This window comes from Dactylosporangium sp. CS-047395, assembly GCF_050942185.1.
GTDB lineage: Bacteria > Actinomycetota > Actinomycetes > Mycobacteriales > Micromonosporaceae > Dactylosporangium.
This window is the reverse complement of the sequence record NZ_CP192015.1, coordinates 11205950-11226757: the sequence shown is the minus strand read 5'-3', so window position 1 is coordinate 11226757 and position 20808 is coordinate 11205950. Positions and strand designations below refer to the sequence as shown.

Annotated in this window: 19 protein-coding genes; 11 read left to right on the top strand and 8 right to left on the bottom strand. The window is 70.6% G+C overall.

Annotated elements, in window-relative coordinates; all coding sequences use genetic code 11:
* Window positions 1-44 precede the first annotated feature (44 nt).
* Entirely contained in the window at window positions 45-647 is a 603-nt protein-coding gene (locus tag ACQP00_RS52440; protein WP_433212407.1) for a TetR family transcriptional regulator, read from the top strand.
* Between the two features lie 6 nt (window positions 648-653).
* On the opposite strand, the gene ACQP00_RS52435 is transcribed toward ACQP00_RS52440, so the two are convergent.
* The gene (locus tag ACQP00_RS52435; protein ID WP_433212404.1) at window positions 654-2765 is read right to left on the bottom strand and encodes a hypothetical protein; all 2112 of its coding nucleotides are present in this window, start codon (window positions 2763-2765) and stop codon (window positions 654-656) included.
* A 71-nt stretch (window positions 2766-2836) separates the two neighbouring features.
* Window positions 2837-3607, bottom strand: coding sequence for a deoxyribonuclease IV (locus ACQP00_RS52430; protein ID WP_433212401.1), 771 nt, complete (start codon window positions 3605-3607; stop codon window positions 2837-2839).
* Window positions 3608-3882: 275 nt separating this feature from the next.
* Between ACQP00_RS52430 and ACQP00_RS52425 the strand changes: the two genes are divergently transcribed.
* The 5 genes from ACQP00_RS52425 (at window position 3883) to rplI (ending at window position 6612) form a co-directional block, all read left to right on the top strand.
* Window positions 3883-4701: a hypothetical protein gene (locus ACQP00_RS52425; protein ID WP_433212398.1), complete on the top strand. Its 819-nt coding sequence runs from the start codon at window positions 3883-3885 to the stop codon at window positions 4699-4701.
* 231 nt (window positions 4702-4932) lie between these two features.
* A complete protein-coding gene (gene rpsF, locus ACQP00_RS52420; RefSeq protein ID WP_223100250.1) occupies window positions 4933-5223 on the top strand; it encodes a 30S ribosomal protein S6 in 291 nt (96 codons plus the stop codon).
* Between the two features lie 119 nt (window positions 5224-5342).
* A complete protein-coding gene (locus ACQP00_RS52415; RefSeq protein WP_433212395.1) occupies window positions 5343-5888 on the top strand; it encodes a single-stranded DNA-binding protein in 546 nt (181 codons plus the stop codon).
* A 20-nt stretch (window positions 5889-5908) separates the two neighbouring features.
* Window positions 5909-6148, top strand: a complete 240-nt coding sequence (gene rpsR, locus ACQP00_RS52410; RefSeq protein WP_223100246.1) for a 30S ribosomal protein S18 — start codon at window positions 5909-5911, stop codon at window positions 6146-6148.
* A 14-nt stretch (window positions 6149-6162) separates the two neighbouring features.
* On the top strand, window positions 6163-6612 hold the full coding sequence (gene rplI / locus ACQP00_RS52405) for a 50S ribosomal protein L9 (RefSeq protein WP_433212392.1): 450 nt from the start codon (window positions 6163-6165) through the stop codon (window positions 6610-6612).
* 728 nt (window positions 6613-7340) lie between these two features.
* Here the strand turns inward: rplI and ACQP00_RS52400 are convergent.
* Both ACQP00_RS52400 and ACQP00_RS52395 read right to left on the bottom strand, forming a co-directional pair.
* The gene (locus ACQP00_RS52400) at window positions 7341-8891 is read right to left on the bottom strand and encodes a YfbK domain-containing protein (protein ID WP_433212389.1); all 1551 of its coding nucleotides are present in this window, start codon (window positions 8889-8891) and stop codon (window positions 7341-7343) included.
* A 98-nt stretch (window positions 8892-8989) separates the two neighbouring features.
* A complete protein-coding gene (locus ACQP00_RS52395) occupies window positions 8990-9649 on the bottom strand; it encodes a hypothetical protein (RefSeq protein ID WP_433212386.1) in 660 nt (219 codons plus the stop codon).
* 325 nt (window positions 9650-9974) lie between these two features.
* Here ACQP00_RS52395 and dnaB point away from each other — a divergent pair, with 325 nt between their 5' ends.
* The gene (gene dnaB / locus ACQP00_RS52390) at window positions 9975-12734 is read left to right on the top strand and encodes a replicative DNA helicase (protein ID WP_433212383.1); all 2760 of its coding nucleotides are present in this window, start codon (window positions 9975-9977) and stop codon (window positions 12732-12734) included.
* A gap of 321 nt (window positions 12735-13055) precedes the next feature.
* On the opposite strand, the gene ACQP00_RS52385 is transcribed toward dnaB, so the two are convergent.
* From ACQP00_RS52385 to ACQP00_RS52375, 3 genes are read right to left on the bottom strand one after another with little or no spacing between them, the layout of a single operon-like run.
* Window positions 13056-13697, bottom strand: a complete 642-nt coding sequence (locus tag ACQP00_RS52385; RefSeq protein ID WP_433212380.1) for a phosphoribosyltransferase — start codon at window positions 13695-13697, stop codon at window positions 13056-13058.
* Window positions 13658-14857 (bottom strand): glycosyltransferase 87 family protein, encoded by a 1200-nt coding sequence (locus ACQP00_RS52380; protein WP_433212377.1) that lies wholly within the window; start codon window positions 14855-14857, stop codon window positions 13658-13660. Before ACQP00_RS52380 ends, ACQP00_RS52385 begins: the two co-directional genes overlap by 40 nt.
* 2 nt (window positions 14858-14859) lie before the next feature.
* Entirely contained in the window at window positions 14860-17388 is a 2529-nt protein-coding gene (locus tag ACQP00_RS52375; RefSeq protein WP_433212374.1) for a putative bifunctional diguanylate cyclase/phosphodiesterase, read from the bottom strand.
* Window positions 17389-17785: 397 nt separating this feature from the next.
* Here ACQP00_RS52375 and moaC point away from each other — a divergent pair, with 397 nt between their 5' ends.
* From moaC to ACQP00_RS52355, 4 genes are read left to right on the top strand one after another with little or no spacing between them, the layout of a single operon-like run.
* On the top strand, window positions 17786-18214 hold the full coding sequence (gene moaC / locus ACQP00_RS52370) for a cyclic pyranopterin monophosphate synthase MoaC (protein WP_433224338.1): 429 nt from the start codon (window positions 17786-17788) through the stop codon (window positions 18212-18214).
* Window positions 18211-18687 carry a MogA/MoaB family molybdenum cofactor biosynthesis protein gene (locus ACQP00_RS52365; RefSeq protein ID WP_433212371.1) on the top strand — a complete coding sequence of 159 codons (477 nt, stop codon included), beginning with the start codon at window positions 18211-18213 and terminating at the stop codon, window positions 18685-18687. Before moaC ends, ACQP00_RS52365 begins: the two co-directional genes overlap by 4 nt.
* Window positions 18688-18696: 9 nt before the next feature.
* Window positions 18697-19887, top strand: a complete 1191-nt coding sequence (locus ACQP00_RS52360; protein WP_433212368.1) for a molybdopterin molybdotransferase MoeA — start codon at window positions 18697-18699, stop codon at window positions 19885-19887.
* The gene (locus ACQP00_RS52355) at window positions 19884-20297 is read left to right on the top strand and encodes a molybdenum cofactor biosynthesis protein MoaE (RefSeq protein WP_433212365.1); all 414 of its coding nucleotides are present in this window, start codon (window positions 19884-19886) and stop codon (window positions 20295-20297) included. The genes ACQP00_RS52360 and ACQP00_RS52355 overlap by 4 nt, the downstream gene beginning before the upstream one ends.
* Here the strand turns inward: ACQP00_RS52355 and ACQP00_RS52350 are convergent.
* Window positions 20260-20760, bottom strand: a complete 501-nt coding sequence (locus tag ACQP00_RS52350; RefSeq protein ID WP_433212362.1) for a DoxX family protein — start codon at window positions 20758-20760, stop codon at window positions 20260-20262. The genes ACQP00_RS52355 and ACQP00_RS52350 overlap by 38 nt on opposite strands.
* Window positions 20761-20808: the final 48 nt, after the last annotated feature.

Genomic DNA, 20808 nt, shown 5'->3' with positions numbered 1-20808 from the left:
CAAGTTTGTACTGAGTACAAGTTTGATCCTGGTACAGTTGTGTCATGGCGAAGGAGACGCTGCGGGAGCGGAAGAAGGCGCAGACGCGGTCGGCGCTGTGGAACGTGGCGATCGAGCTGTTCGTCGAGCACGGCTTCGACAACGTCTCGGTGGCGCAGATCGCGGCGGCCGCGGAGGTCTCGAAGATGACCTTCTTCAACTACTTCCCGAGCAAGGAAGACCTGGTCGTCGGGCCGATGTCGGAGCACGTGGACGAGCCGGCGCTGGTCGTGCGGTCGCGGCGGGCGGGCGAGACGCCGGTGGACGCGCTGCACCGGCACTTCTTGTCGGCGCTCGCCGCGCGCGATCCGAACGCCGGGATGTGCGACAAGCCGAATGTGCTCGCCGTGCTGCGCCTGGTCTTCTCGACGCCGGCGCTGACCCAGCGCGCGTTGTCGGTCACGAACGCGACGACGGACGCGCTGGCGGCGGAGCTGGGCGCGGACTTCCGCAGCCGGGCCGCCGCGGCCATGATCGTCGGGGTGCGGCACGCGCTGATCATGGAGAACACCAACCGGCTGCTGGCCGGCGCGACCGCGGACGAGGTCTATCCCGCCGCGGTCGCCAACGCCGATGAGGCCTTCGCGCTGCTGCGCTCTGGTCTCTGAAACTTTCTAGCCGTCGATCTTGTACAGGATGACGTCGCCCTGTTCGGTGCGGGTGATGCCGAGGCCGTCGATGGGCGCGTCGATGGCCTTCGCGTACTCCGTGCCGGCCGCCCGGTCGCGCAGCACCACCACCGTGTGGATCTTCAGCTCACGTAGCTGGTCGACCGTGGCCTGATCCGGGAACTGCTGCATGTTGAGCCGCAGGACCTGCTGGTCGTCCGGGGTGAAGCCGCTGCCGCCGTTGACCATCTTGGGCAGGCCGTCGGTGCTCCAGAGCATGACGTTCATGTCGAAGAGCTCACTGGTGGGCAGCACGATGAGCGGCGCCTCGAGCGTGCTCATGGCGACCGGCGCCGGGGGCACCTCGGGATTCGGCCCCCACTTGTGCACGCCCTCGGACAGCACGAGCACGAGCGGAATCAGCGTGATCAGACGCCAGGCGCCGGCCCGTCCGCCCACGTCGGACTGGGTCTGATCGGCGAAGAGCTCGACCGCGCGGTCCGCGAACGCGCTCACCGCCCCGGCGGCGAGCAGCGCCAGGAACAGCGTCACCCAGACCATCAGCCGGCCCGAGGTGCGGATGCCCTCGAAGCCGGGGAGCAGGCGGTACAGCGCCATGTAGCCGAGGTCGCCCTTCGCCGGCCCGTTGCTGCCCATCGCGAGCATCGCCGTGAGCACCACGCCGACGCCGAGCAGGATGCGGTGCTGCAGCTTCCAGACCGACACGAACAGGCCGGCGAACGCCAGCCCGTACAGGAAGAAGCCGGGCAGCAGCGCCATCTCGGGCGCCCAGCCCAGCGTCGAGCGCGCGTTGGCGTACGCGTCACCCCACAGCCACGACTCGGGCGGCGAGATGAAGAACCCCTTCAGCGGCGGCGAGAACAGGCTGATGATCTCCGCGCTGCGCTTGGCCTCCTTGTGGTCCTTCAGCACCTGCAGGTACGGGTACGCCATCATCGCGCTCACGCCCGCGAAGATCAGGCCGCCGCCCAGGTTGGCGAAGAACAGCTTCCAGCCGAACGGGCGCCGGACCGCCCAGCGGAACGCCTGCCGGTAGCCCCACGTGATCGCGGTGGCCAGCACGGCGAACAGCAGCGCGTAGGCGAACGGGATGCCGATGCCGAAGCCCAGGCTGATCTGCCAGGCCGCGACGAGCCACCCGCCGAGGACCCAGCCCCAGCGCCGCTTCTCCGGCTCGTACCCGTTCTTGAGCGAGAACCCGTGCCCGCGCGCCAGCATCGCCAGCGAGAGCGCGATGCCGCCGATGGACAGCACGTGCAGGTGCCCCGCCTGCCCGAGCCGCCACGGCGCATAGGCGAAGGCCGCACCCGCCACCGCGGCGCCCGTCGCGCCGGCCCCGAGCTGGCGGACCAGCGCATAGGCCCCGAAGAACGCGAAGGCGAAGATGAAGATGAAGACCATGTTGTACCGCACGATCGCGGCCACCGGACCCTCGCCGATCATCCCCGCCGGGGCGTAGCCGAGCAGGGTGTCGGAGAACGCGTAGCTGTACTGGTCCGGGTAGAACGCGTTGGCGTGCCAGAGCTGCAGCGGGTTGGTCGTGAGGATGTGGCCGGCCCAGGACATCTGCCAGGCCTGCAGGGTCGGGTCCCAGATGTCCTGCGGGATGGTCGTCGCCGGGTGCCGCGCGGCGGGCCAGGTCATGACGATCGCGAGCAGGACCGAGCCGATGGCGGCGAGGGTCCACTCGTGCGCGAAGAACCTGCTCAGGGCGGAGCCGCTCTTGCGGGTGATCCTTCCGGCGCGGCCTGGAACGAACTCGGGCTCCGGCGCGAAGGCGTTGAACGGGTCCTTTTCGGCCTCTTCGCTTTCGTCCTCGGCCTTGGTTTCGCCCTCGGTCGCTGCGTCGTTCTTGGCGTCTGGGGCCGCCGCGTTGGCCTCGTCGTCCTTGTCGTTCTTGTCCACGCGGGTGTTGTTCTTCTCCCCCGGTTCGGCCGTTGTCGTGGCGGTCTTCCCACGGCGCCGCCGCTTATCCGGCTTGGCTTGGGTGTCCGATTTGTCACCCGAACCGGTGGAGTTCTCCTGGCGGGCCGCGGGTGCCTGGGGCGTGGCCGCGGTGGCGTCGGCCTTGTGGTTGCCGTCCGGCGTATCGGGCACGGGGGGTACCGACCCCGCGGAGTCTTCCGCGGGGGGCTCCTCGGACAGTGTCGGCTCCGACGACAGGTTGCTCACGCCAGCCGCTCCCGCAGGTAGGTGATGTCGGCGCCCTGGCCCTCGACGCCGCCCGGAGTCTCGACGAGTGCCGGAGCGCCGGCCGCGCGGATGACCGCGACGATCAGCTCCGGGTCGATCTCGCCGGAGGTCATGTTGTCGTGCCGGTCCCGGCCCGAGTCGAACGTGTCGCGCGAGTTGTTCGCGTGGATGAGGTCGATGCGGCCGGTGATCGCCTTGAGCCGGTCGACGATGTCCAGGAGGTCCTCGCCGCCGGCGAAGGCGTGGCAGGTGTCGAGGCAGAAGCCGACCTCGTACTCACCGATCGCGTCCCACAGCCGGGCCAGGTTGTCGAAGCGGCGGGCGCAGGCGTTGTCGCCGCCGGCCGTGTTCTCGATGAGCACCGGGGTGGCGAATCCGCCGTTGTCCGCCGCGTAGGCGAAGGTCTTGCGCCAGTTGTCGAACCCCTTGGCGAGGTCGCCGTTCTCGACGTGGCCGCCGTGGACGATGATCCCCTTGGCGCCGACCTTGGCCGCGCCGGCCGCGTGGTTGAACAGCAGTTTCCGGCTCGGGATGCGGATCTTGTTGTTCGATGAGGCCACATTGATCCGGTACGGCGCATGGACATATACGTCGATCTCGGCCGCTCGAATCGCCTCGGCGTCCGGGCGATCCTTGGGGTCCACCCAGTCCTGCGGGTCGGTCAGGAAGAACTGGATGAGGTCGGCGCCGCGGGCAGCGGCCTCAGCCAGCGGCTCAGCGGGGTCGACGTGAGCACCGATTCGCATGCCGGAGAGCCTACGACGTGGGTGTGACACTTTGCGCGGCCCATCTCCGGCCGGTCTCCCGGCGGTCTCTCCGGTGGCGACCGAAGCGTCCGGTATGCCGGTCTCCGTCACCGTCCCGGCGATCGCCTCGTTACGCACGTAGCCGCTCGTGATCGCGCCGATGCTCGTATGGCTCGATGGAACGGTCCCCCCAATCGAACTCCCCAACCCTGGATGGCTACTGGATGGCTACCTTGTCCGGACACCGAACGGCAGTCCGCCTGGCGGCTACCGCCATGGCGCTCGCCGCCGCGGCCCTGACCGTGGGCGCCAGCCCGGTGAGTGCCGCTCCCGAGTCGCCGACCGTCGAGTTCTCCGGCGGCAGCGTGCTGAGCCTGCTCGTGTGCAAGTCGGAACCGAACCTCGGTGACCTGTCGGTCCCGTCCGACACGCGCGTCAACTTCGTCAATCGGCTGGGCCAGAACGCGGCGCTGAAGGTGGACGGGAAGTCCGTGGCGACGGTACAGCCGAATCAGCAGGTCCCCGTGACCTTCAAGAAGGGCCCGGTCGAGGTCGCGATGACCTTCGACTGCGGCGTCGGCGTCGTGCAGCAGTTCAAGCCCGTCTCGGTCGGCGTGACCTCCCCGCCGCCCGCGCCCGCCGCGCCCGGCCAGGCCGCGCAGCCCCAGGCCAAGGCCGCTCCGGGCGCGACCAAGACCACGCCGGCCAGCGGGCCCGCGGGCGCCGCGGCCGGTGCGGCCAACGGCGTGATCTCGAACCACGGTGGCGGCGGCTCGACGCAGAAGACGAAGGCGCCGACGACCGCGGCGACGCCGGACAGCACCGCGGCGGACGAGTTGGGTACCGAACCCATCGACCCGTCGCTGCTGGACCCGAGCTCGTCGGCCCTTCCCGGCCTCGGCATGGGCGTCGACCCGAGCGCGCCCGTGGACGACCGTGTCACCGTCGAGGAGCCGGTGGCCGCGAGCGGGCCGGCGAGCAACGGGCCGGTCGGGCTGCTGGCCCTGGTCGCCACGGTCTGCGTGGTGGGCGTCGGAATTGCCGCAATTCGGGCTATCATTGCACAGCGGGCATCACGCGCTAGCTTCGCTTAAGGTACAATTTTCCCAAAGCTCCGCGGGGCGCAGTCATCCAACGCACCGGTGTGGTCGTTCCTCCCCAGGTCCCACCCAAAGAAGCGGATGACGCGCCCCGCGGTCTTTTTCTGTCTTGACACCTCAGCGTGTACTCTGGTTCGGTCCCGCAGCTCTGTTGTTGCTGGACGACGCATGACCTCCTGCCGCGGATGGACCGCGGCCGCTTAGCCCGTAGGAGGTGAGAACGTCTTGCGTCATTACGAGATCATGGTGATCCTCGACGGAAGTCTCGAGGAGCGCACCGTCGCCCCGTCGCTCGATCAGTATCTGAATGTGATTCGGACGTCGGGTGGCTCGGTGGAGAAGCTCGACGTGTGGGGCCGCCGGCGCCTCTCGTACGAGATCAACAAGAAGACCGAGGGTATCTACGCCGTCATCGACCTCCAGGCCTCGCCGGAGTCCGTGGCCGAGCTGGACCGTCAGCTGCGACTCAACGAGTCCGTGCTGCGCACCAAGGTCATCCGGCCCGAAGTCCGCTAAGCGGATTCGGGCGAGATCGATCTGCTTCGCCCGGCCGCTGGTCACTCGGCGAGACGGGAAACTGTCGTACCCCTGTGACATGGTGGCCATACACCAGCGCGCGAGGAGTTGACTCAAATATGGCAGCGGGAGACACCACGATCACGGTCATCGGCAATCTGACCGATGACCCTGAGTTGCGTTTCACTCCGTCGGGAGCGGCGGTGGCCAAGTTCCGGGTGGCCTCGACCCCCCGGACGATGGACCGCCAGACCAACGAGTGGAAGGACGGCGATCCGCTCTTCCTGTCCTGCACGGTGTGGCGGCAGGCGGCCGAAAACGTCGCCGAGTCGCTGACCCGCGGGTCGCGAGTCATCGTCTCCGGACGGCTCAGGCAGCGGTCCTACGAGACGCGCGAGGGCGAGAAGCGCACCGTCATCGAGCTGGAGGTCGACGAGATCGGCCCCTCGCTGCGCTACGCGACTGCCAAGGTGCAGAAGATGTCGCGCAGTTCCGGCGGCGGTGGTGGCGGTGGCGGCTTCGGCTCCGGCGGCAACGGCGGCGGGGGCGGTGGCGGAGGCGGCGGGTACAACGATGACCCGTGGGCCAACGCGACCCCGGCCGGCGGTGGCGGCGGTGGCGGCGGCAGGTCGAACTCTTCCTTCGACGACGAGCCCCCGTTCTAATGGCATCAGGAGCAAGAGCAATGGCGAAGGCTGCGGCCCTGCGCAAACCGAAGAAGAAGGTGAACCCTCTCGACAAGGAGGGCATCGCCTACATCGACTACAAGGACACCGCGCTGCTGCGGAAGTTCATCTCCGACCGCGGCAAGATCCGCGCTCGGCGGGTGACCGGTGTTACCGCCCAGCAGCAGCGCCAGATCGCGCGCGCCGTCAAGAACGCGCGCGAGATGGCGCTGCTCCCCTACACCGCGACCACGCGGTAAAGGGGGCCGGCGACATGAAGATCATCCTCACCCAGGAAGTCAGCGGCCTCGGTTCGCCCGGCGACATCGCCGAGGTGAAGGACGGCTACGGACGCAACTACCTGCTCCCGCAGGGCTACGCGATCCTGTGGTCCAAGGGTGCCGAGAAGCAGATCGTGACGATCAAGCGGGCCCGCGGGGCCCGTGAGATCCGCGACCTGGGGCACGCCAACGAGGTCAAGGCCCAGCTCGAGGGCCTGAAGGTCCAGCTGGCCGTCCGCGCCGGCCGCGAGGGTCGCCTCTACGGCTCGGTCACGCCGGCCGAGGTCGTCGAGGCCGTCCAGAAGGCGGGCGGGCCCGAGCTCGACCGCCGCCGCCTCGAACTGCCGGGCCACGTGAAGTCGGTCGGCGACTACAAGGTGCAGATCAAGCTGCACCCTGAGGTCGCGGCGAGCTTCACGCTGAAGGTCACGGCGGCTAAGTAGGGCGCTGCTTTACCTGAGGGCCCCGGAGAAGATTGCTTCTCCGGGGCCCTTCGGCGTCCGCCCCATCCTTCGCCACGCCGCACGCCGCACTTCGCACCGCGCGCCACCTCTTGCCGCCCGCCACCTCTTGCCGCGCACCGCATTTCGCGCCGGGCCACGCTGCATGCCGGGCCGCACACTGCACACCGCGCCACCTCTTGCCGCGCGCCGCACTTCGCGCTGCATGCCGGAGCCGCACTTCACGCCGGGCCGGACTTCACGCCGGGCCGGACTTCACGCCGGGCCGCACTTCACGCCGGGCCGCGCTGCATGCCGCGCCGCCTGTTGCCGCGCGTCGCACTTCCCGCCGCGTCGCAGTGCATGCCGGCACCGTATTTCGTGGCGGTGGCATCTCGCGGCGGTCGCACTTGACGCCGCGCCGTTTATTGCCACGTCTTGCCGGGGTTTCCGCCTTGGGCCGGTCTCCCTCTGCGCCGCAATACGTCTGGCGCCGCGCGTGGGTCATCGTCGTCGTGGTCGTCGTGGTCGTCGTGGTCGTCGTGGTCGTCGTGGTCGTCGTGGTCGTCGGGTGCGGTGGTCGACGGCGACGCGCCCGGCATGAGGCGGCGTGGCTTGGGCGGCCACGGCGCCGGCCGCTCGGGCGCGTCGACTTCGGGTGGTCAGGTGCGTCGACTTCAGGTGGTCAGGTGCGTGGAGGTCGGGTCGTCAGTTGCTTCGGGCTCGGGCGGTCAGTTGTAGAGCGACATGGCGTCGGTGATCATGGCGGTCAGGTCGCGGAGTTGGGGGGTGTCGCCGCAGTCCTGGGCGATGGTGCGCAGGTCGTTGAGGCGGACCTCCTCGGCGTAGCGGCTCGACCGCAGGACCTCGGCCAGGTAGGCCGCTACGTACGAGACGCGCAGGGGGGTCGGGGACTCGGCGAAGTCGCGGTTCAGGGCGGTCACCGTGATCGGTTGGGTGAGTTCGCTCGGCTCGCGGGTTTTGGGGTCTTGCCAGCGGACGCGTACGTCGGCGAGGTGGCCTTCGGCGCCTGGCCGCAGATGCAGGGCGTAGAGAGCGGTCACCGCATGGCCGGGGCCCACCTCGCCGCCGTCGACTCGGTCGTTGCGGAATTGGGAGGCGGAGAGCGCGCGGTTGTCGTAGCCGATCAGGCGGTACGAGAGAACGGTTTTGGGATCGAACTCGACCTGTGCCTTGGCGTCCAGGGCGCGCAGGGCGACGGTCGCGGGGAGTTGTTGCACGAACACGCGGTCGGCCTCGGTCTGGTCGCTGACGTAGACCACGTAGCCGTCGCCCTTGTCGGCGAGTTGTTCCATGAAGCGGTCGCCGTAGTCGCTGCCGACGCCCACGCCCAGCAGCGTGATCTGCTTGGACGCGGCTTCCTGAATCTCCTTGACGAGGGCGGAGGAGTCGGTGGTGCCGACGTTGGGCAGGCCGTCGGAGAGCAGGATGACGCGGTTCGTGGCCGAGTTGCGGAAGCCCTTGCGCGCGGTGTCGTAGCCCATCCGCAGGCCAGCCTCGAGGTTGGTGCTGCCCGAGACCTTGAGGCGGTCGATCGCCTGGTCGAGCGACTCGCGCTCGCGGACCGCGGTCATCGGGCGGAGGAGTTGGGCCTTGTCGGAGTACGACACGATGGCCACCGAATCGCTCGGGCGCAACTGGCCGACGAGGGTGTGCAGGCCGCGCTGGACGAGGTCGAGTTTGCCGGGCTCGGACATGGAGCCGGAGACGTCGACGACGAAGGTGAGTGCGGCGTCGGGGCGGTCGCCGCCGGCCTCGGTGCTGGTCTGCAGGCCGACGCGGAGGAGCCGGGCGCTCTCGTCGGCGCCGCGGTGGGTGGACGGCAGCCGGGTGCCGTCGGTGTTGATCGAGAAGCCGTTGCCTTCGGGCTCGCGGTACCGCTGGTCGAAGGAGTTCACGAACTCCTCCGGGCGGATCGTGTTCTCCGCCGGGCGCCGTCCGGACTCGAGGGTGCGCTTGGCGAAGCTGTACGAGGCCGTGTCGACGTCCACCGCAAACGTCGACACGGGCCGGTCGGCCGTGTTGGTCTCGCCGGCCGCGGCGGCGCGGTCGGCCTGGTCGGTGCTGTCCGGGGTCGCCTCGCCCTGGGCCAGGCCTTCGGGCGTTCCGGTGGCCCCGCCGTACTGGGGTGCCGCCTGTTTCCCGCTGTCGCTGCTGCTCTGGTTGGTGTCCCCGCCCGCGCTGCAGGCCGCGAGCAACGTGGTGGCGAGGGCCATCACGGCGGCGAGGCGCAGGCGTCGGAGCGAATGCCGACCGGCCATCGAATCCTCCTTCAAGGTCTTTGGCCGGTCTGACGGCGGCATGCGGCGGACGGCTCCCGGCGTGACCCGACGGTGACCGAACGGAGATCAGCGAGTTGTCAAAGGCCGAGATTTTGCGTCGCTAGTACCGCAAATCCGACCGTCGCCACGCCCGCGCCCAGCACCGCGCTGGCGAATCCGATCGCGAACGGCCGCCAGCCCGCCGTGATCTTGCCGAGGATCATCGCGACCACGATGCTCAGCGCCAGCGAGACGGCGAGTTGCGGCACCAGGTTCGTGATGTTCGAGATCGCCTCGTCGTGCTGGGACGGGCACGGCAGCCCGAACGCGTTGGTGCAGCCCGGGCGCGGGTCGTCGGGCAGGGTCAGCGAGAAGCCGACGTACGCGGCGAACGGGATGAGGTACCACAAGGCCGTCGAAATGAACGAGCCGATGTAGATGCTGCGCTGGTCCGGCTCGTCCTCGTCGTCCTCGTCGTCATCCGGCTCTTCCTGCTGGTCCCGCTCGTTGGGCGGGGGCGGGGGAAGCGGCACCCGCCGGCGGGGACGGCGGGCCCAGTCGTCGTGATCGATGACGCGGCCCTGGCCGGGGCGGCGGTTGGGGTCCGAGCGCGCGGGGAACGGCTCGATGCCGTAATCGTCCCCATCCGGTACGCGCTGCTGGGGGATCCACCGCTCCTGTCGCGGATCCCAGCGGCCCGTCTCCGGCGCCTGCCGCTCGCGGCCGCGGCGCGGCCGATCCCAATCCGGATAACCCACCGTCAGAGCGTCACCCTTTCGTGACCTTTCCGCAATCGGTCGTCCAGACGGAAATCCGTGGCGCTCTTTTTCTACTACACAGGCTGTGGATGTTGTACTGCCTGGTCAGCGCCCATTTCGGCCGCCCGTTCCCAGGGTTGTCCACAGGTCTGTGCACAAGCTTTCCCAAGGTCTGGGGCCTGCGTCCACAGGTTGTCCAGAGGCTTGTCCACCGGCTAACTTTCATCGAACGCCAGTCGCCCCATACCGTTGCGCGGGCGCGCGTCGTCGCGCCGGCGAGTTTTTGTCATACCCGCGAGGTCTACTAGGCCTGGCAGGTGTGGCGTTGGGGGGCGAGGACGTGTCGATCACCGAAGACAGGCGCAGCGAGCAGTGGGACGAAGAGCCGCCACCGGAACAGGGCAGCGGCGGTTCGGAACGCCGATCCGCGGAGACCTTCGAGCGCACTCCACCGCAGGACGTCGCGGCTGAGCAGAGCGTGCTCGGCGGCATGCTGCTGAGCAAGGACGCGGTCGCCGACGTCGTCGAGATCCTCAAGACGCACGACTTCTACAAGCCGGCGCACAGCGTCATCTTCGACGCGATCCTCGACCTCTACGGGCGCGGCGAGCCCGCCGACGCCGTCACGGTCGCGGCCACGCTGACCGACAGCGGCAACATCGCCAAGATCGGCGGCGCGCCGTACCTGCACACGCTCATGACCACGGTGCCGACCGCGGCCAACGCCAGCTACTACGCGCGCATCGTGGCCGAGCGGGCTGTGCTGCGCCGCGTCATCGAGGCCGGAACCCGGATCGTGCAGCTCGGCTTCGGCTCCGGCGGCCAGGGCGGCCGCGACGTCGACGACGTGGTGGACCTCGCCCAGCAGGCCATCTACGACGTGACCGAGAAGCGGGTCAGCGAGGACTTCGCGGTCCTGGCCGAGATGCTGCAGCCGACCCTCGACGAGATCGAGGCGGTGGGCGCGCAGGGCGGCATGATGACCGGCGTACCGACCGGCTTCAGCGACCTGGACCGCCTCCTCAACGGCCTGCACGCGGGCCAGTTGATCATCGTTGCCGGAAGACCCGGTCTCGGGAAGGCGCTCGCCCTCGACACCCCACTGCCCACACCGGACGGCTGGACGACGATGGGCGAGGTCAAGGCGGGCGACCGGCTGCTCGGCGCCGACGGCCGGCCCACGACGATCGTCAACGCCTTCGACGTGCTGCACGATCGCCCGTGCTACGAGGTGGAGTTCTCCGACGGCTCGGTGATCGTGGCCGACGCCGAGCACCTGTGGACGACGGTGACCCGTGCCGGCCGCCGGCAGCATGCCGAGGGCCGGCGCACGCCGCAGTGGCCGGCCAGCGCCCGCACCGAGCTGGCGGCGGTGCACAGCAAGGTCCTCGCCGCGCCGGACCAGATGGTCACGTTCGGCGAGGCGGTGTCCCTGGTCGGCGAGCAGTTCCGGCACGTCCTGCACGTCGTTGGGCAAGAGGTTGGGACGGCGGGCCACGTCACCCGGGAATACACGCGCTCGGGCCGGCCGTGGCGGCGTTCGATGCAGGCGTACTCCCGGCGCGCGCTGATCGAGGCGCTGAGCCGACGGGTGGGCCGGACGATGAACGCCGAGACCACGGCACTCCACCCGGCCACCGTGACGACCGCCGAGATCGCGGCGACGCTGCGGCACCCGGCCGACGGCCGGCTCAACCACGCCGTGCGCAACGCGGCCGCGCTGCAGCTTCCGGAGCGCGAGCTTCCGGTGCCGGCGTACATGCTCGGCGCCTGGCTCGGTGACGGTCACTCGGCCGCAGCCCGCATCACCACCGCCGATCCGCAGGTCGTGACGTTGATCGAGGCCGACGGGTTCCGGATCGTGCCCAGCACGGCGCACCCGATGCTGTACGGCATCCGTGCGGCGACGCCGGGCGACTCGCTGACCCACGACCTGCGCGCGCTGGGAGTGCTCAACGACAAGCACATCCCGGTGGCGTACCTGCGCGCGTCGGAGCGGCAGCGGCGGGACCTGCTGGCCGGGCTGCTCGACACGGACGGCACGGTGACGAGCACGGGCAACGTGCAGTACACGTCGACGAGCGAGCGGCTCGCGCGGGACGTGCGGGAGCTGGTGGTCAGCCTCGGGTACCGCTGCACCGTGACCCGGCGCGACGTGCACGGCCGGACGCCGGCCTCCTCGGTCGCGTACTCGCTGAATTTCACCACCGCCGACGAGGTCTTCCGGCTGGAGCGCAAGCGCGCGGTCCAGCGGGAGCGGCGCTGCACGACGAGCATGGCGCGGACCGGCGTGCGCTACATCGTCGCGGTGCGGACGGTGCCCAGCGTGCCGGTCCGGTGCGTGCAGGTCGACAACGCCGACCATCTGTACCTGGCCGGTCACGCCATGATCCCCACGCACAACTCAACGGCCGCCATGGACTTCAGCCGGGCGGCCTCGGTGAAGCACAACATGGCGTCGGCGATCTTCAGTCTGGAAATGTCGAAGGTCGAGATCGTCATGCGGCTGCTGTCGGCGGAGGCTCGGGTGCCGCTGCACGTGTTGCGGTCCGGGCAGTTGTCCGACGACGACTGGACGAAGCTGGCGCGGCGGATGGGGGAGATCAGCGAGGCGCCGCTGTTCGTGGACGACACGCCGAACATGAACCTGATGGAGATCCGGGCGAAGGCGCGGCGGCTCAAGCAGCGGCACGATCTCAAGCTCATCGTGGTCGACTATCTGCAGCTGATGACCAGCCCGAAGCGGACCGAGAGCCGGCAGCAGGAGGTCGCGGACCTGTCGCGTGGGTTGAAGCTGCTGGCCAAGGAGGTCGAGTGCCCGGTGGTCGCGGTGAGTCAGCTGAACCGTGGTCCCGAGCAGCGCACCGACAAGCGGCCGCAGCTGTCCGACCTGCGTGAGTCGGGCTCGATCGAGCAGGACGCCGACGTGGTGATCCTGCTGCACCGCGACGACTACTACGACAAGGAGTCGCCGCGCGCGGGCGAGGCGGACTTCATCGTGGCCAAGCACCGAAACGGGCCGACCGACACGGTGACGGTGGCCGCGCAGCTGCACTTGTCGCGGTTCGTGGACATGGCCATCTGACAGCGGCCTCCGGCTGAGGCAGCGAAGGTCGGCCGCGGCGAGGCGGTTGGCGCGGGCGGTTGCTTTCTCGGGCGGACGCACGCGCGTCATGCAGGGGCCGCCGGTCGCGGTTGCTTGCGTTTCGAGAGGGCGCCGCGCAAGCCAGGGGCCGGCGCGGTGGCGATGGCGGCGCGGTGGCGATAACGGTGGTGGCGGCGCGGCGGTGGTGGCGGCGCGGCGGTGGTGGCGGCGCGGCGGTGGTGGCGGCGCGGCGGTGGTGGCGGCGATAGCGGCGTGGTGGTGGTGGCGGCGCTGCTCACGCGGCGGTGATGGCGGTGCTGCTCACGCGGCGGGCGGTAGGCGCCGAGCCAGAAGGTCGGTGACATCGGTGTCGGTCAGTTGGTGGAAGTCGTCGTAGAAGCGGCTCACGGCGCCGAAGTCGGATTCGGCCAAGGGGCAGACGACCTGGTCGGCCCGGCGCTGCAGGCGGGCCACCGCAGCCGTGGCGCCGACCGGTGCGGCCAGCACCACGTGGGCGGCGGCGAGCTTGCGGGCCACGGCGACCGCCGCGCCGGCCGTGGCGCCGGTGGCCAGGCCGTCGTCGATGAGCAGGGCGGGCCGGCCGGTCAGGTCGAGCGCGGGGCGGCCCTGGCGGAAGAGGCGTTCGCGGCGGTGGAGTTCGGCTGACTCGTACCGGATGACTTCGGCCATCTCGTCCTCGTCCAGGCGCATGGCGATCTCGCGGTTGAGGACCTGGACGCCGCCCGGGCCGACGGCGCCGAACGCGACCTCCGGGGCCCACGGCACGCCCAGCTTGCGGATCACCAGGACGTCCAGGGGGAGGCGGAGGCGGGCGGCGACCTCGAAGGCCACCGGTACGCCGCCGCGGACCAGGCCCAGGACGACCGCGTCCGCGTGGTCGGTCCAGGTGGCGAGCAGCGACGCTAGGGCCGCGCCGGCCTCCTGCCGGTTTCGGAAGGCCATGCCTCCTGTCTACGCGCGCCCGCACGCAGCGACCACCAGAAGGCCAGGAACGCGACCGGATACAGCAGATATCCGAAGCGGGTCGTCGGCGTGAGCATGATGGCGGCGGTCAGGCCGGCCGCGATGTACGCCGACGCGGCGGCCGCGGTTTGCGGGGGGCGGCGGAACAAGAACCAGGCGATGATCGCGCCGGCCAGCAGGAGCAGGGCCAGGGCCACGGTGCGGCCGGCGGGGAACGAAGTGGCGATCAGGTGGCCGGGCAGCGGGGACTGGGCGGGGCTCGTGACCAGGCCGTGGCCGCTCGGGAAGCGGATGGCGTTCTCCACGAACGCGTCGGGGTCGACCACCAGAGCCGGGAGCAGGGCCAGCACCGGGATCCCGAACGCCGGTACCGCGAACCGGGCCGAAAAAGTCCAGCGGCCGGACGACCAGGCGAGGATCAGTACCACCAAAGCGACAGGAAGCGCGAAGAGCTTCAGCGCACCGGCGAGCCCGACCGCCACGCCGGCGGCCAGGAAACGGTTGCGCGAGGCGAAGGCCAGGGACAGCACGCACAGCGCGAGGACCGGAATGTCGTCGCCGCCGGTGGCCAGGGTCAGGGTGCAGAGCGGGAGGACGGCCACGGCCTGGGCCAGCCGGAGCGGGTCCGAGGAGCGCAGGAGCCGCCAGGCCCACGCCAGGCACGCGATCGTGGCCAGCGCGAACCATATCCGGGCGTCGGTCCACCAATATGCACCGACGGCCGCGCGGGGTAGGCCGAACAGTGCCATTCCCGGCTGGTACGGCGCGTAGCCCAGCAAGCGATCCGGAAGCGCGGCGATCGCGTCGTGCGAGAGGTACGGCGTCCCGGTGTGCACCAGCCGCTCGCCCATCTGCTCCACGACCAGCACCTCCTCCTGGGCGCGGTCGGTGCGGCCCGCGGCGCGTTGCACCGACTCGACCAGCAGCGGCAGGACGGCGGTCGCGGCGAAGAGGAACGGGATCAGCCACCAGCGGGCGAGCCGGAGGACCAGGAGGGCGCCCGCGGCGTACCCGATCCAGGCGATCTGACCCCAGGCCCGGTGCGGCAGCAGGGTGGACGTCAGGGCCGTGAGGCCGGCGAAGGCGGCGCACAGGGCGTAGAAGGCGGCGTCGAGCAGGCGAGGGTTGATGCGACCCATTATCAGGTGGAGCGCTCGCGACCCTGGCTCTCGGGGCCGAGGTTCATCTTGCGCGCCCGGCGGCTGCGCGACATGCGAATCACCGCGCCGGTGTCGTGCAGCGGGTCGGCCAGGTGGCCCTCGCCGCGGTTGAGGTGGGCGAGCAGGCGGTCGGCGGGCATGGCGCGGGCGAACAGGTGGCCCTGGCCGGCCGGGCAGCCGAGCTCCCACAGCTGCTGGCGCTGGTCCTCGCGCTCCACGCCCTCGGCCACCACGAGCAGGTCGAGGCTGCGACCGAGGTCGATGGTGGAGCGGACGACGGCGCCGGGGGCGGAGGTGTTCATCGCGGCCACGAAGCTGCGGTCGATCTTGAGTTCGTCCACCGGTACCCGTGCGAGCGTGGCCAGCGACGAGAAGCCCGTGCCGAAGTCGTCGAGGGCGAGCCGGATGCCCTGGTCGCGCAGGGCGGCGAGGACCTCGTCGACCACCTCGAGCTTGCTGAGGGTCACGGACTCGGTCAGTTCGATGACCAGGGCCGACGACGGTACCCCGCGTGCGCTCAACCGCCGCGCCACCGCGTCCGGGAACGAGGGGTCGAGCAGGCTGCGCGGGGACACGTTGACCGCGACGGGGATCTGGTAGCCCGCGTCCGCCCAGTCGGTGGCGGCGCTGAGGGCCTGGTCGAGCACCGCGTCCGCGAAGGCCGCCAGTTGCCCGGAGCGCTCGATCGCGCCGAGGAACCGGTCCGGGGACAGCGCGCCGCGGTCCGGGTGCTGCCAGCGGGTCAGCGCCTCGGCCGCGATCACCCGGCCGCTGGCGAGGTCCACGATGGGCTGGAAGTGGACCATGAACTCGTGCTCGGCGAGGGCCCGCACCAGGTCGCCGCCGAGGGTCAGGCTGCCCACGTCGGCGGTGTCGCGGGCCTGGGCGTAGACGACGACGCGCTGGCCGTCCTGCTTGGCCTGGTACAACGCGATGTCGGCCCGGCGCAGCAGCTCGCCGACGCTGCCGCCGGTGCCGGTGGTCACGCCGCAGGTGGCCTCGACGCTGATCCGCATGTCGTCGAGCTCGATGGGCGGCGCGAGCGCGTCCAGGATGGCGTTGGCGCGCAGCTCGGCGATGGCCGGCGCGCTCAGCCCGGCCAGCAGGATCGCGAACTCGTCGCCGCCGAAGCGGGCCACCAGGTCGTCGGGGCGGGTCGCCGTGGTGAGCCGGTCGGCGACGGCCTGCAGCACCCGGTCGCCCTCGGCGTGGCCCAGCGTGTCGTTGACCTCTTTGAAGTGGTTGAGGTCGATCAGCAGGACGCCGACCACACCGGCCTGCCCGGCCAGGATCTCGTTGCCGTACTGCTGCAGCCGCCGCCGGTTGGCCAGCCTGGTGAGCGGGTCCTGCGCGGCCGCACGCGCGTGGCTGTCGGCCAGGCGCTGGGTCTCGGCGAAGGTCGCGGCGTTGCGGATGGCGGTGCAGAGCGCGGCGGTGAAGGTCCGCAGCGTGTACTGCTCCCGCTCGGTGAACCGCACCGGGTCGGACCCGCGGAAGCGCAGCCGCAACTGCCCGAGGTCGGCGTCGCCGCGGTAGCTCTCGAGCGGCACCGGGATCAGGTAGCCCTCGGCCGCGGGCGCGTCGCCGGGCGGGCCGTCGTACAGGATCTCGGTGCCGTTGCTGCGCACCAGGCGCGGCCGGCCGCCGGGCGGGTCGATCTCGACCTCGGCCTGGTCGGTGGAGAAGATGTCGGTCGCGCGGCGCACGGCGGCGTAGAGGACCGCGGTCTGGTCGACGGAGTTGAACTCGTCGGTCGCCTCGGCCAGCCGCTGCCACGCCTCGTTGCCGGCCCGGGTGCGCGTCTTGTTGGCGAAGGCCAGGTGGATGGCGACGGCCAGCGGCGGGAGGACCAGCACGAGCCACTCGCTGACCCGGTACGCCGCGACGGTGGCCAGCGCCACGCCCAGCAGCCCGAGCCGCGTGACGAGCCGGACGTCGAAATGGGTCAGCAGCAGTTGCCGGAACGGCTTGTGCGTGATGATCGAGAACAGCCCGTGCGCGACGATCTCGTCCACGAACATGTAGGCGGCGAAAGCGGCGAAAAGTCCGGGTACCGCATCAAAAAAGGTGAATGTCGGATTCAGCAGGATGGGTTGCGTACCGACGGCCGTGGCCGCGGCAATCGCCGCAGTCGCGCCAATAGTGTCTTTTCCGACATTGAACCCGACCTTCATCGGATCGGTCGCGCGGCGCACCATGTGGGACAGGAACGTGCCGCACGCCGTGCCGAGAATCATCTCGGGTGCCGGCAGGAAGACGGCCGCGAGGGTGATCACCGCGGTGGTCGGAGTGATCACGTCCGACACGGACCGGATGCGGACCTCGACGGTCACGAAGCTCCGGCCGACCAGCACCAATGTGAGTGCGGCCAGGCCGGCGAGCTCCGTCGGACGGCTGGCGATGCCCCACAGCGCCCAGAGGGCGGCGAGGGCCCCGCCGACGACGACGGGACCAACGAGACGCCAGAGGCGCTGGTTGGTCGCGTCGTCGGTTCGCGGTGTTCTCTGCATGGCCCGATGTCATCGTGGCCGATGTCTCTGCGGGGTTGTCAACCCGACGAACGGGTTTAGCCCCAGTCGTGATCTCTGCGCATTTTCGCTCCTAAAAGTCGTTCGCGGATTCGACCCCCGTCAGCACCGGATATCGAAGGTCATCGACTTCCGAAGCGCTGAACGCAGCTTAGGGTGCAGAACGCAAGATGCCCTAAGCGAATTGTCCGTCGAATCATAGTTTGCGAACTATAACGGTCTTTGTCACGATTTGGCGACCCGAACGTGACGCTCCGTATAGCAAATTCGACTCAGCTAGCCCTTAGCGTGCATGATCATCCGCGGTTCCGCCTCCGACGATTAAGCTCTTTGGGTGCCAAATGAGCTGACCCACGTCGACGCCTCCGGGGCGGCGCGGATGGTCGATGTCGCCGGCAAGGAAGTGACCGCGCGTCGCGCCGTCGCGGCGGGATTCGTCCGCACCACCAACGAAGTCGTCGCACTTTTGCGTGACGGTTCCCTTCCGAAGGGTGACGCCCTCGCGGTCGCGCGCATCGCCGGGATCATGGGAGCGAAGCGCACGCCCGACCTGGTGCCGCTGTGCCACCCGATCGCCCTGCACGGGGTGACGGTCGAGTTGACGTTGCGTGACGACGCCATCGAGATCGAGGTGGTCGCGCGCACCGCCGACCGCACCGGGGTCGAGATGGAGGCGCTCACCGCTGTGGCCACCGCGGGGCTTGCGCTGATCGACATGATCAAGGCCGTGGATCCGGCGGCGTCGATCGAGCACGTGCGGGTACTGCGGAAAGAAGGCGGCAAGACCGGACTCTGGGAGCGCGCATGAAAGCGGTCGTCGTGGTCGCGTCCAATCGGGCGGCCGCCGGGATCTATGCGGACACCAGCGGGCCGCTGCTCGTGGAGGGCCTGCGGGCGCTCGGGTTCGACACGCCCGACCCGGTCGTCGTGCCCGACGGCGAACCGGTCGCGGCGGCCCTGCGCGAGGCCGTCGCGAGCGGCGCCGACGTGGTGCTCACCAGCGGCGGCACCGGCATCACGCCGACCGACGCCACGCCCGAGATGACCCGCCGGGTCCTGGACTACGAGGTGCCCGGCATCGCCGAGGCGATCCGCGCGGCCGGCGCGGCCAAGGTGCCCACCGCGATCCTGTCCCGTGGGCTGGCCGGCGTGGCCGGGCGCACCCTCGTCGTCAACCTGCCCGGCTCCCGGGGTGGCGCCAAGGATGGTTTGACCGTGCTGGGGCCGGTGCTGCAGCACGCCGTCGACCAGCTCGGGGGCGGGGATCACCGGCAGGACTAGGCTTTCGGCGTGACGTTACCGATCGCCTGGACGGCGGCGCGGGATGCGGTGCACGCGGCGGGCTCGGCGGTCGCTCCGGGTCCGGTGGCGGTACCGCTGGCCGAGGCCGACGGCCGCACGCTCGCCGAACCGCTGGTGACCCTGACCGACCTGCCCGCGTTCGACACGTCCAGCATCGACGGCTGGGCCGCCCGTGGACCGGCGCCCTGGCGGGTCGTGGGGCGGGTGCTGGCCGGGGACACCGCTGCGCCGCTCGGCGAGGACGGCACCTGCGTCGAGATCGCCACCGGCGGCATGGTCCCCGCCGGCACCACCGCGGTCGTGCGCGTCGAGGAGTCCAAGACCGACGCCGAGGGCCTGGTCACGGGCGAGCCGCGGGCCCTGCCCGACTGGCGCCGCCGGGGCGAGGAGGCGGCCGCGGGCGAGGAGCTCCTGCCCGCCGGGACGCCGGTGACGCCGGGGGTCATCGGATTGGCGGCGTCGTGCGGGTACGACACCCTGGTTTGTCGTCCTTCTCCGAAAACGGCCGTGCTGGTCTTCGGCGACGAACTGCTCACCGCGGGTGCGCCCGGTCAGGGAAGGGTGCGCGACGCGCTCGGCCCGTCGCTGCCCGGCTGGCTGCGCCGCGCCGGGACGACCGTGGTGCTCGTGCGCGGGCCGGTCGCCGACACGCTGGAGGACCACGTGGCCGCGCTGCGGGCCGCCGTCGACGCGGGCGCGCAGGTCATCTGCACCACCGGCGGCACCATGCACGGGCCGGTCGACCACCTGCACCCGGCCCTGGCCGAGCTGGGCGCGCGCTACATCGTCAACACGGTGGCGGTCCGGCCCGGCTTCCCGATGCTCGTCGCGCAGCTGCCCGGCGGCCAGTTCGTGGCGGGCCTTCCGGGAAATCCACAGTCGACGTTCGTCGCGCTCGTTTCGCTGGTACTGCCACTGCTCGCCGGATGCACCGCAAGCCCGTTGCCCACGTTGTCCACCGTGACCCTCGGCGCCGATGTGCCCGGCCGCGGCGACTTCACGCACCTGGCGCTCGTGTCGCTGGTGGACGGACGGGCGCATCCGGTCGCGCACGTCGGCTCGTCGATGCTGCGGGGCCTGGCCAACTCGGTCGGCTTCGCGGTGATCCCGCCGGGCGCGCAGGGGCGGGCGGGGACGGTCGCGGAGCTGGTACCGCTGCTCGCCGGTGATCGCCCGTGATCCGCAGCGAGGTGACCACGGAGCCGCTGGACGTGGCCGAGCACGAGCGGGCGGTCGCCGACCGGGCGGCCGGTGCGGTCGTGTCGTTCGCCGGGGTCGTGCGCGATCACGACGGCGGGCGGGGCGTGGTCGAGCTCGAGTACGAGGGGCATCCCAGCGCCGGCGACGTGCTGCGCGAGGTGGCGGCCGAGATCGCCGCCGACCCCGCGGTGCGCTCGCTGGCCGTGTCGCACCGCGTCGGCCGGTTGGAGATCGGCGATGTGGCCCTGGCCGCGGCCGTGTCGACCGCGCACCGGGCGGAGGCGTTCGCGCTCTGCGCCCGGCTGGTGGACGAGGTCAAGGCGCGGCTGCCGGTGTGGAAACGTCAGGTGTTCACCGATGGTGAAGAGGAATGGGTGAACTGTCCTTGAGGTGCTTCTTGGCGCGCTTGTAGGTCCTGCCCGCTCGCCAGCGCAGATCGGGGCGGCCCTCCTTGTCGAGGGCGGCCAGCACGAGGCCGCCGAACAGGCCCATGTTCTTCAGGAAGTTGATCCGCTGCTGGGCGCGCTCGGCCGGGTCCTCGACCTCCCAGAACGCGTGCCCGGCCAGGGTCGTCGGCACCAGCGAGCCGGCCAGCAACAGCGCCGCCGGCCGGGTGGCGTGCCCGGTCGCGAGCAGCAGGCCGCCCGCCACCTGCGCCGCGCCGTTGACCCGCACCAGCGTCTCGGCCTCGGTCGGCAGGTTGGGATGGATCGCCTTGATGCCCGGCTCGAGCCGCTCGGTGATCTTGGTCGCCTTGCCCGCGAGCCGCCCCGGGTTGGTGAACGCGGACCAGCCCTGCACCACGAAGATCGCCGCGAGCATGGAACGGGCTGCGGTACGTACGGGTCTCATGACGGAAACATACCCACCCGCGAAATGTCGTACCCCCTCACTACGGTT

Excerpts from the sequence above, each read along its gene's own strand:
- ACQP00_RS52350 (WP_433212362.1), bottom strand. The coding sequence starts at position 20,760 with ATGAGACCCGTACGTACCGCAGCCCGTTCCATGCTCGCGGCGATCTTC.
- ACQP00_RS52375 (WP_433212374.1), bottom strand. The coding sequence starts at position 17,388 with ATGCAGAGAACACCGCGAACCGACGACGCGACCAACCAGCGCCTCTGG.
- ACQP00_RS52440 (WP_433212407.1), top strand. The coding sequence starts at position 45 with ATGGCGAAGGAGACGCTGCGGGAGCGGAAGAAGGCGCAGACGCGGTCG.
- ACQP00_RS52400 (WP_433212389.1), bottom strand. The coding sequence starts at position 8,891 with ATGGCCGGTCGGCATTCGCTCCGACGCCTGCGCCTCGCCGCCGTGATG.
- ACQP00_RS52425 (WP_433212398.1), top strand. The coding sequence starts at position 3,883 with ATGGCGCTCGCCGCCGCGGCCCTGACCGTGGGCGCCAGCCCGGTGAGT.
- ACQP00_RS52415 (WP_433212395.1), top strand. The coding sequence starts at position 5,343 with ATGGCAGCGGGAGACACCACGATCACGGTCATCGGCAATCTGACCGAT.
- ACQP00_RS52380 (WP_433212377.1), bottom strand. The coding sequence starts at position 14,857 with ATGGGTCGCATCAACCCTCGCCTGCTCGACGCCGCCTTCTACGCCCTG.
- ACQP00_RS52385 (WP_433212380.1), bottom strand. The coding sequence starts at position 13,697 with ATGGCCTTCCGAAACCGGCAGGAGGCCGGCGCGGCCCTAGCGTCGCTG.
- ACQP00_RS52430 (WP_433212401.1), bottom strand. The coding sequence starts at position 3,607 with ATGCGAATCGGTGCTCACGTCGACCCCGCTGAGCCGCTGGCTGAGGCC.
- ACQP00_RS52365 (WP_433212371.1), top strand. The coding sequence starts at position 18,211 with ATGAAAGCGGTCGTCGTGGTCGCGTCCAATCGGGCGGCCGCCGGGATC.
- moaC (WP_433224338.1), top strand. The coding sequence starts at position 17,786 with ATGGTCGATGTCGCCGGCAAGGAAGTGACCGCGCGTCGCGCCGTCGCG.
- rpsR (WP_223100246.1), top strand. The coding sequence starts at position 5,909 with ATGGCGAAGGCTGCGGCCCTGCGCAAACCGAAGAAGAAGGTGAACCCT.
- rplI (WP_433212392.1), top strand. The coding sequence starts at position 6,163 with ATGAAGATCATCCTCACCCAGGAAGTCAGCGGCCTCGGTTCGCCCGGC.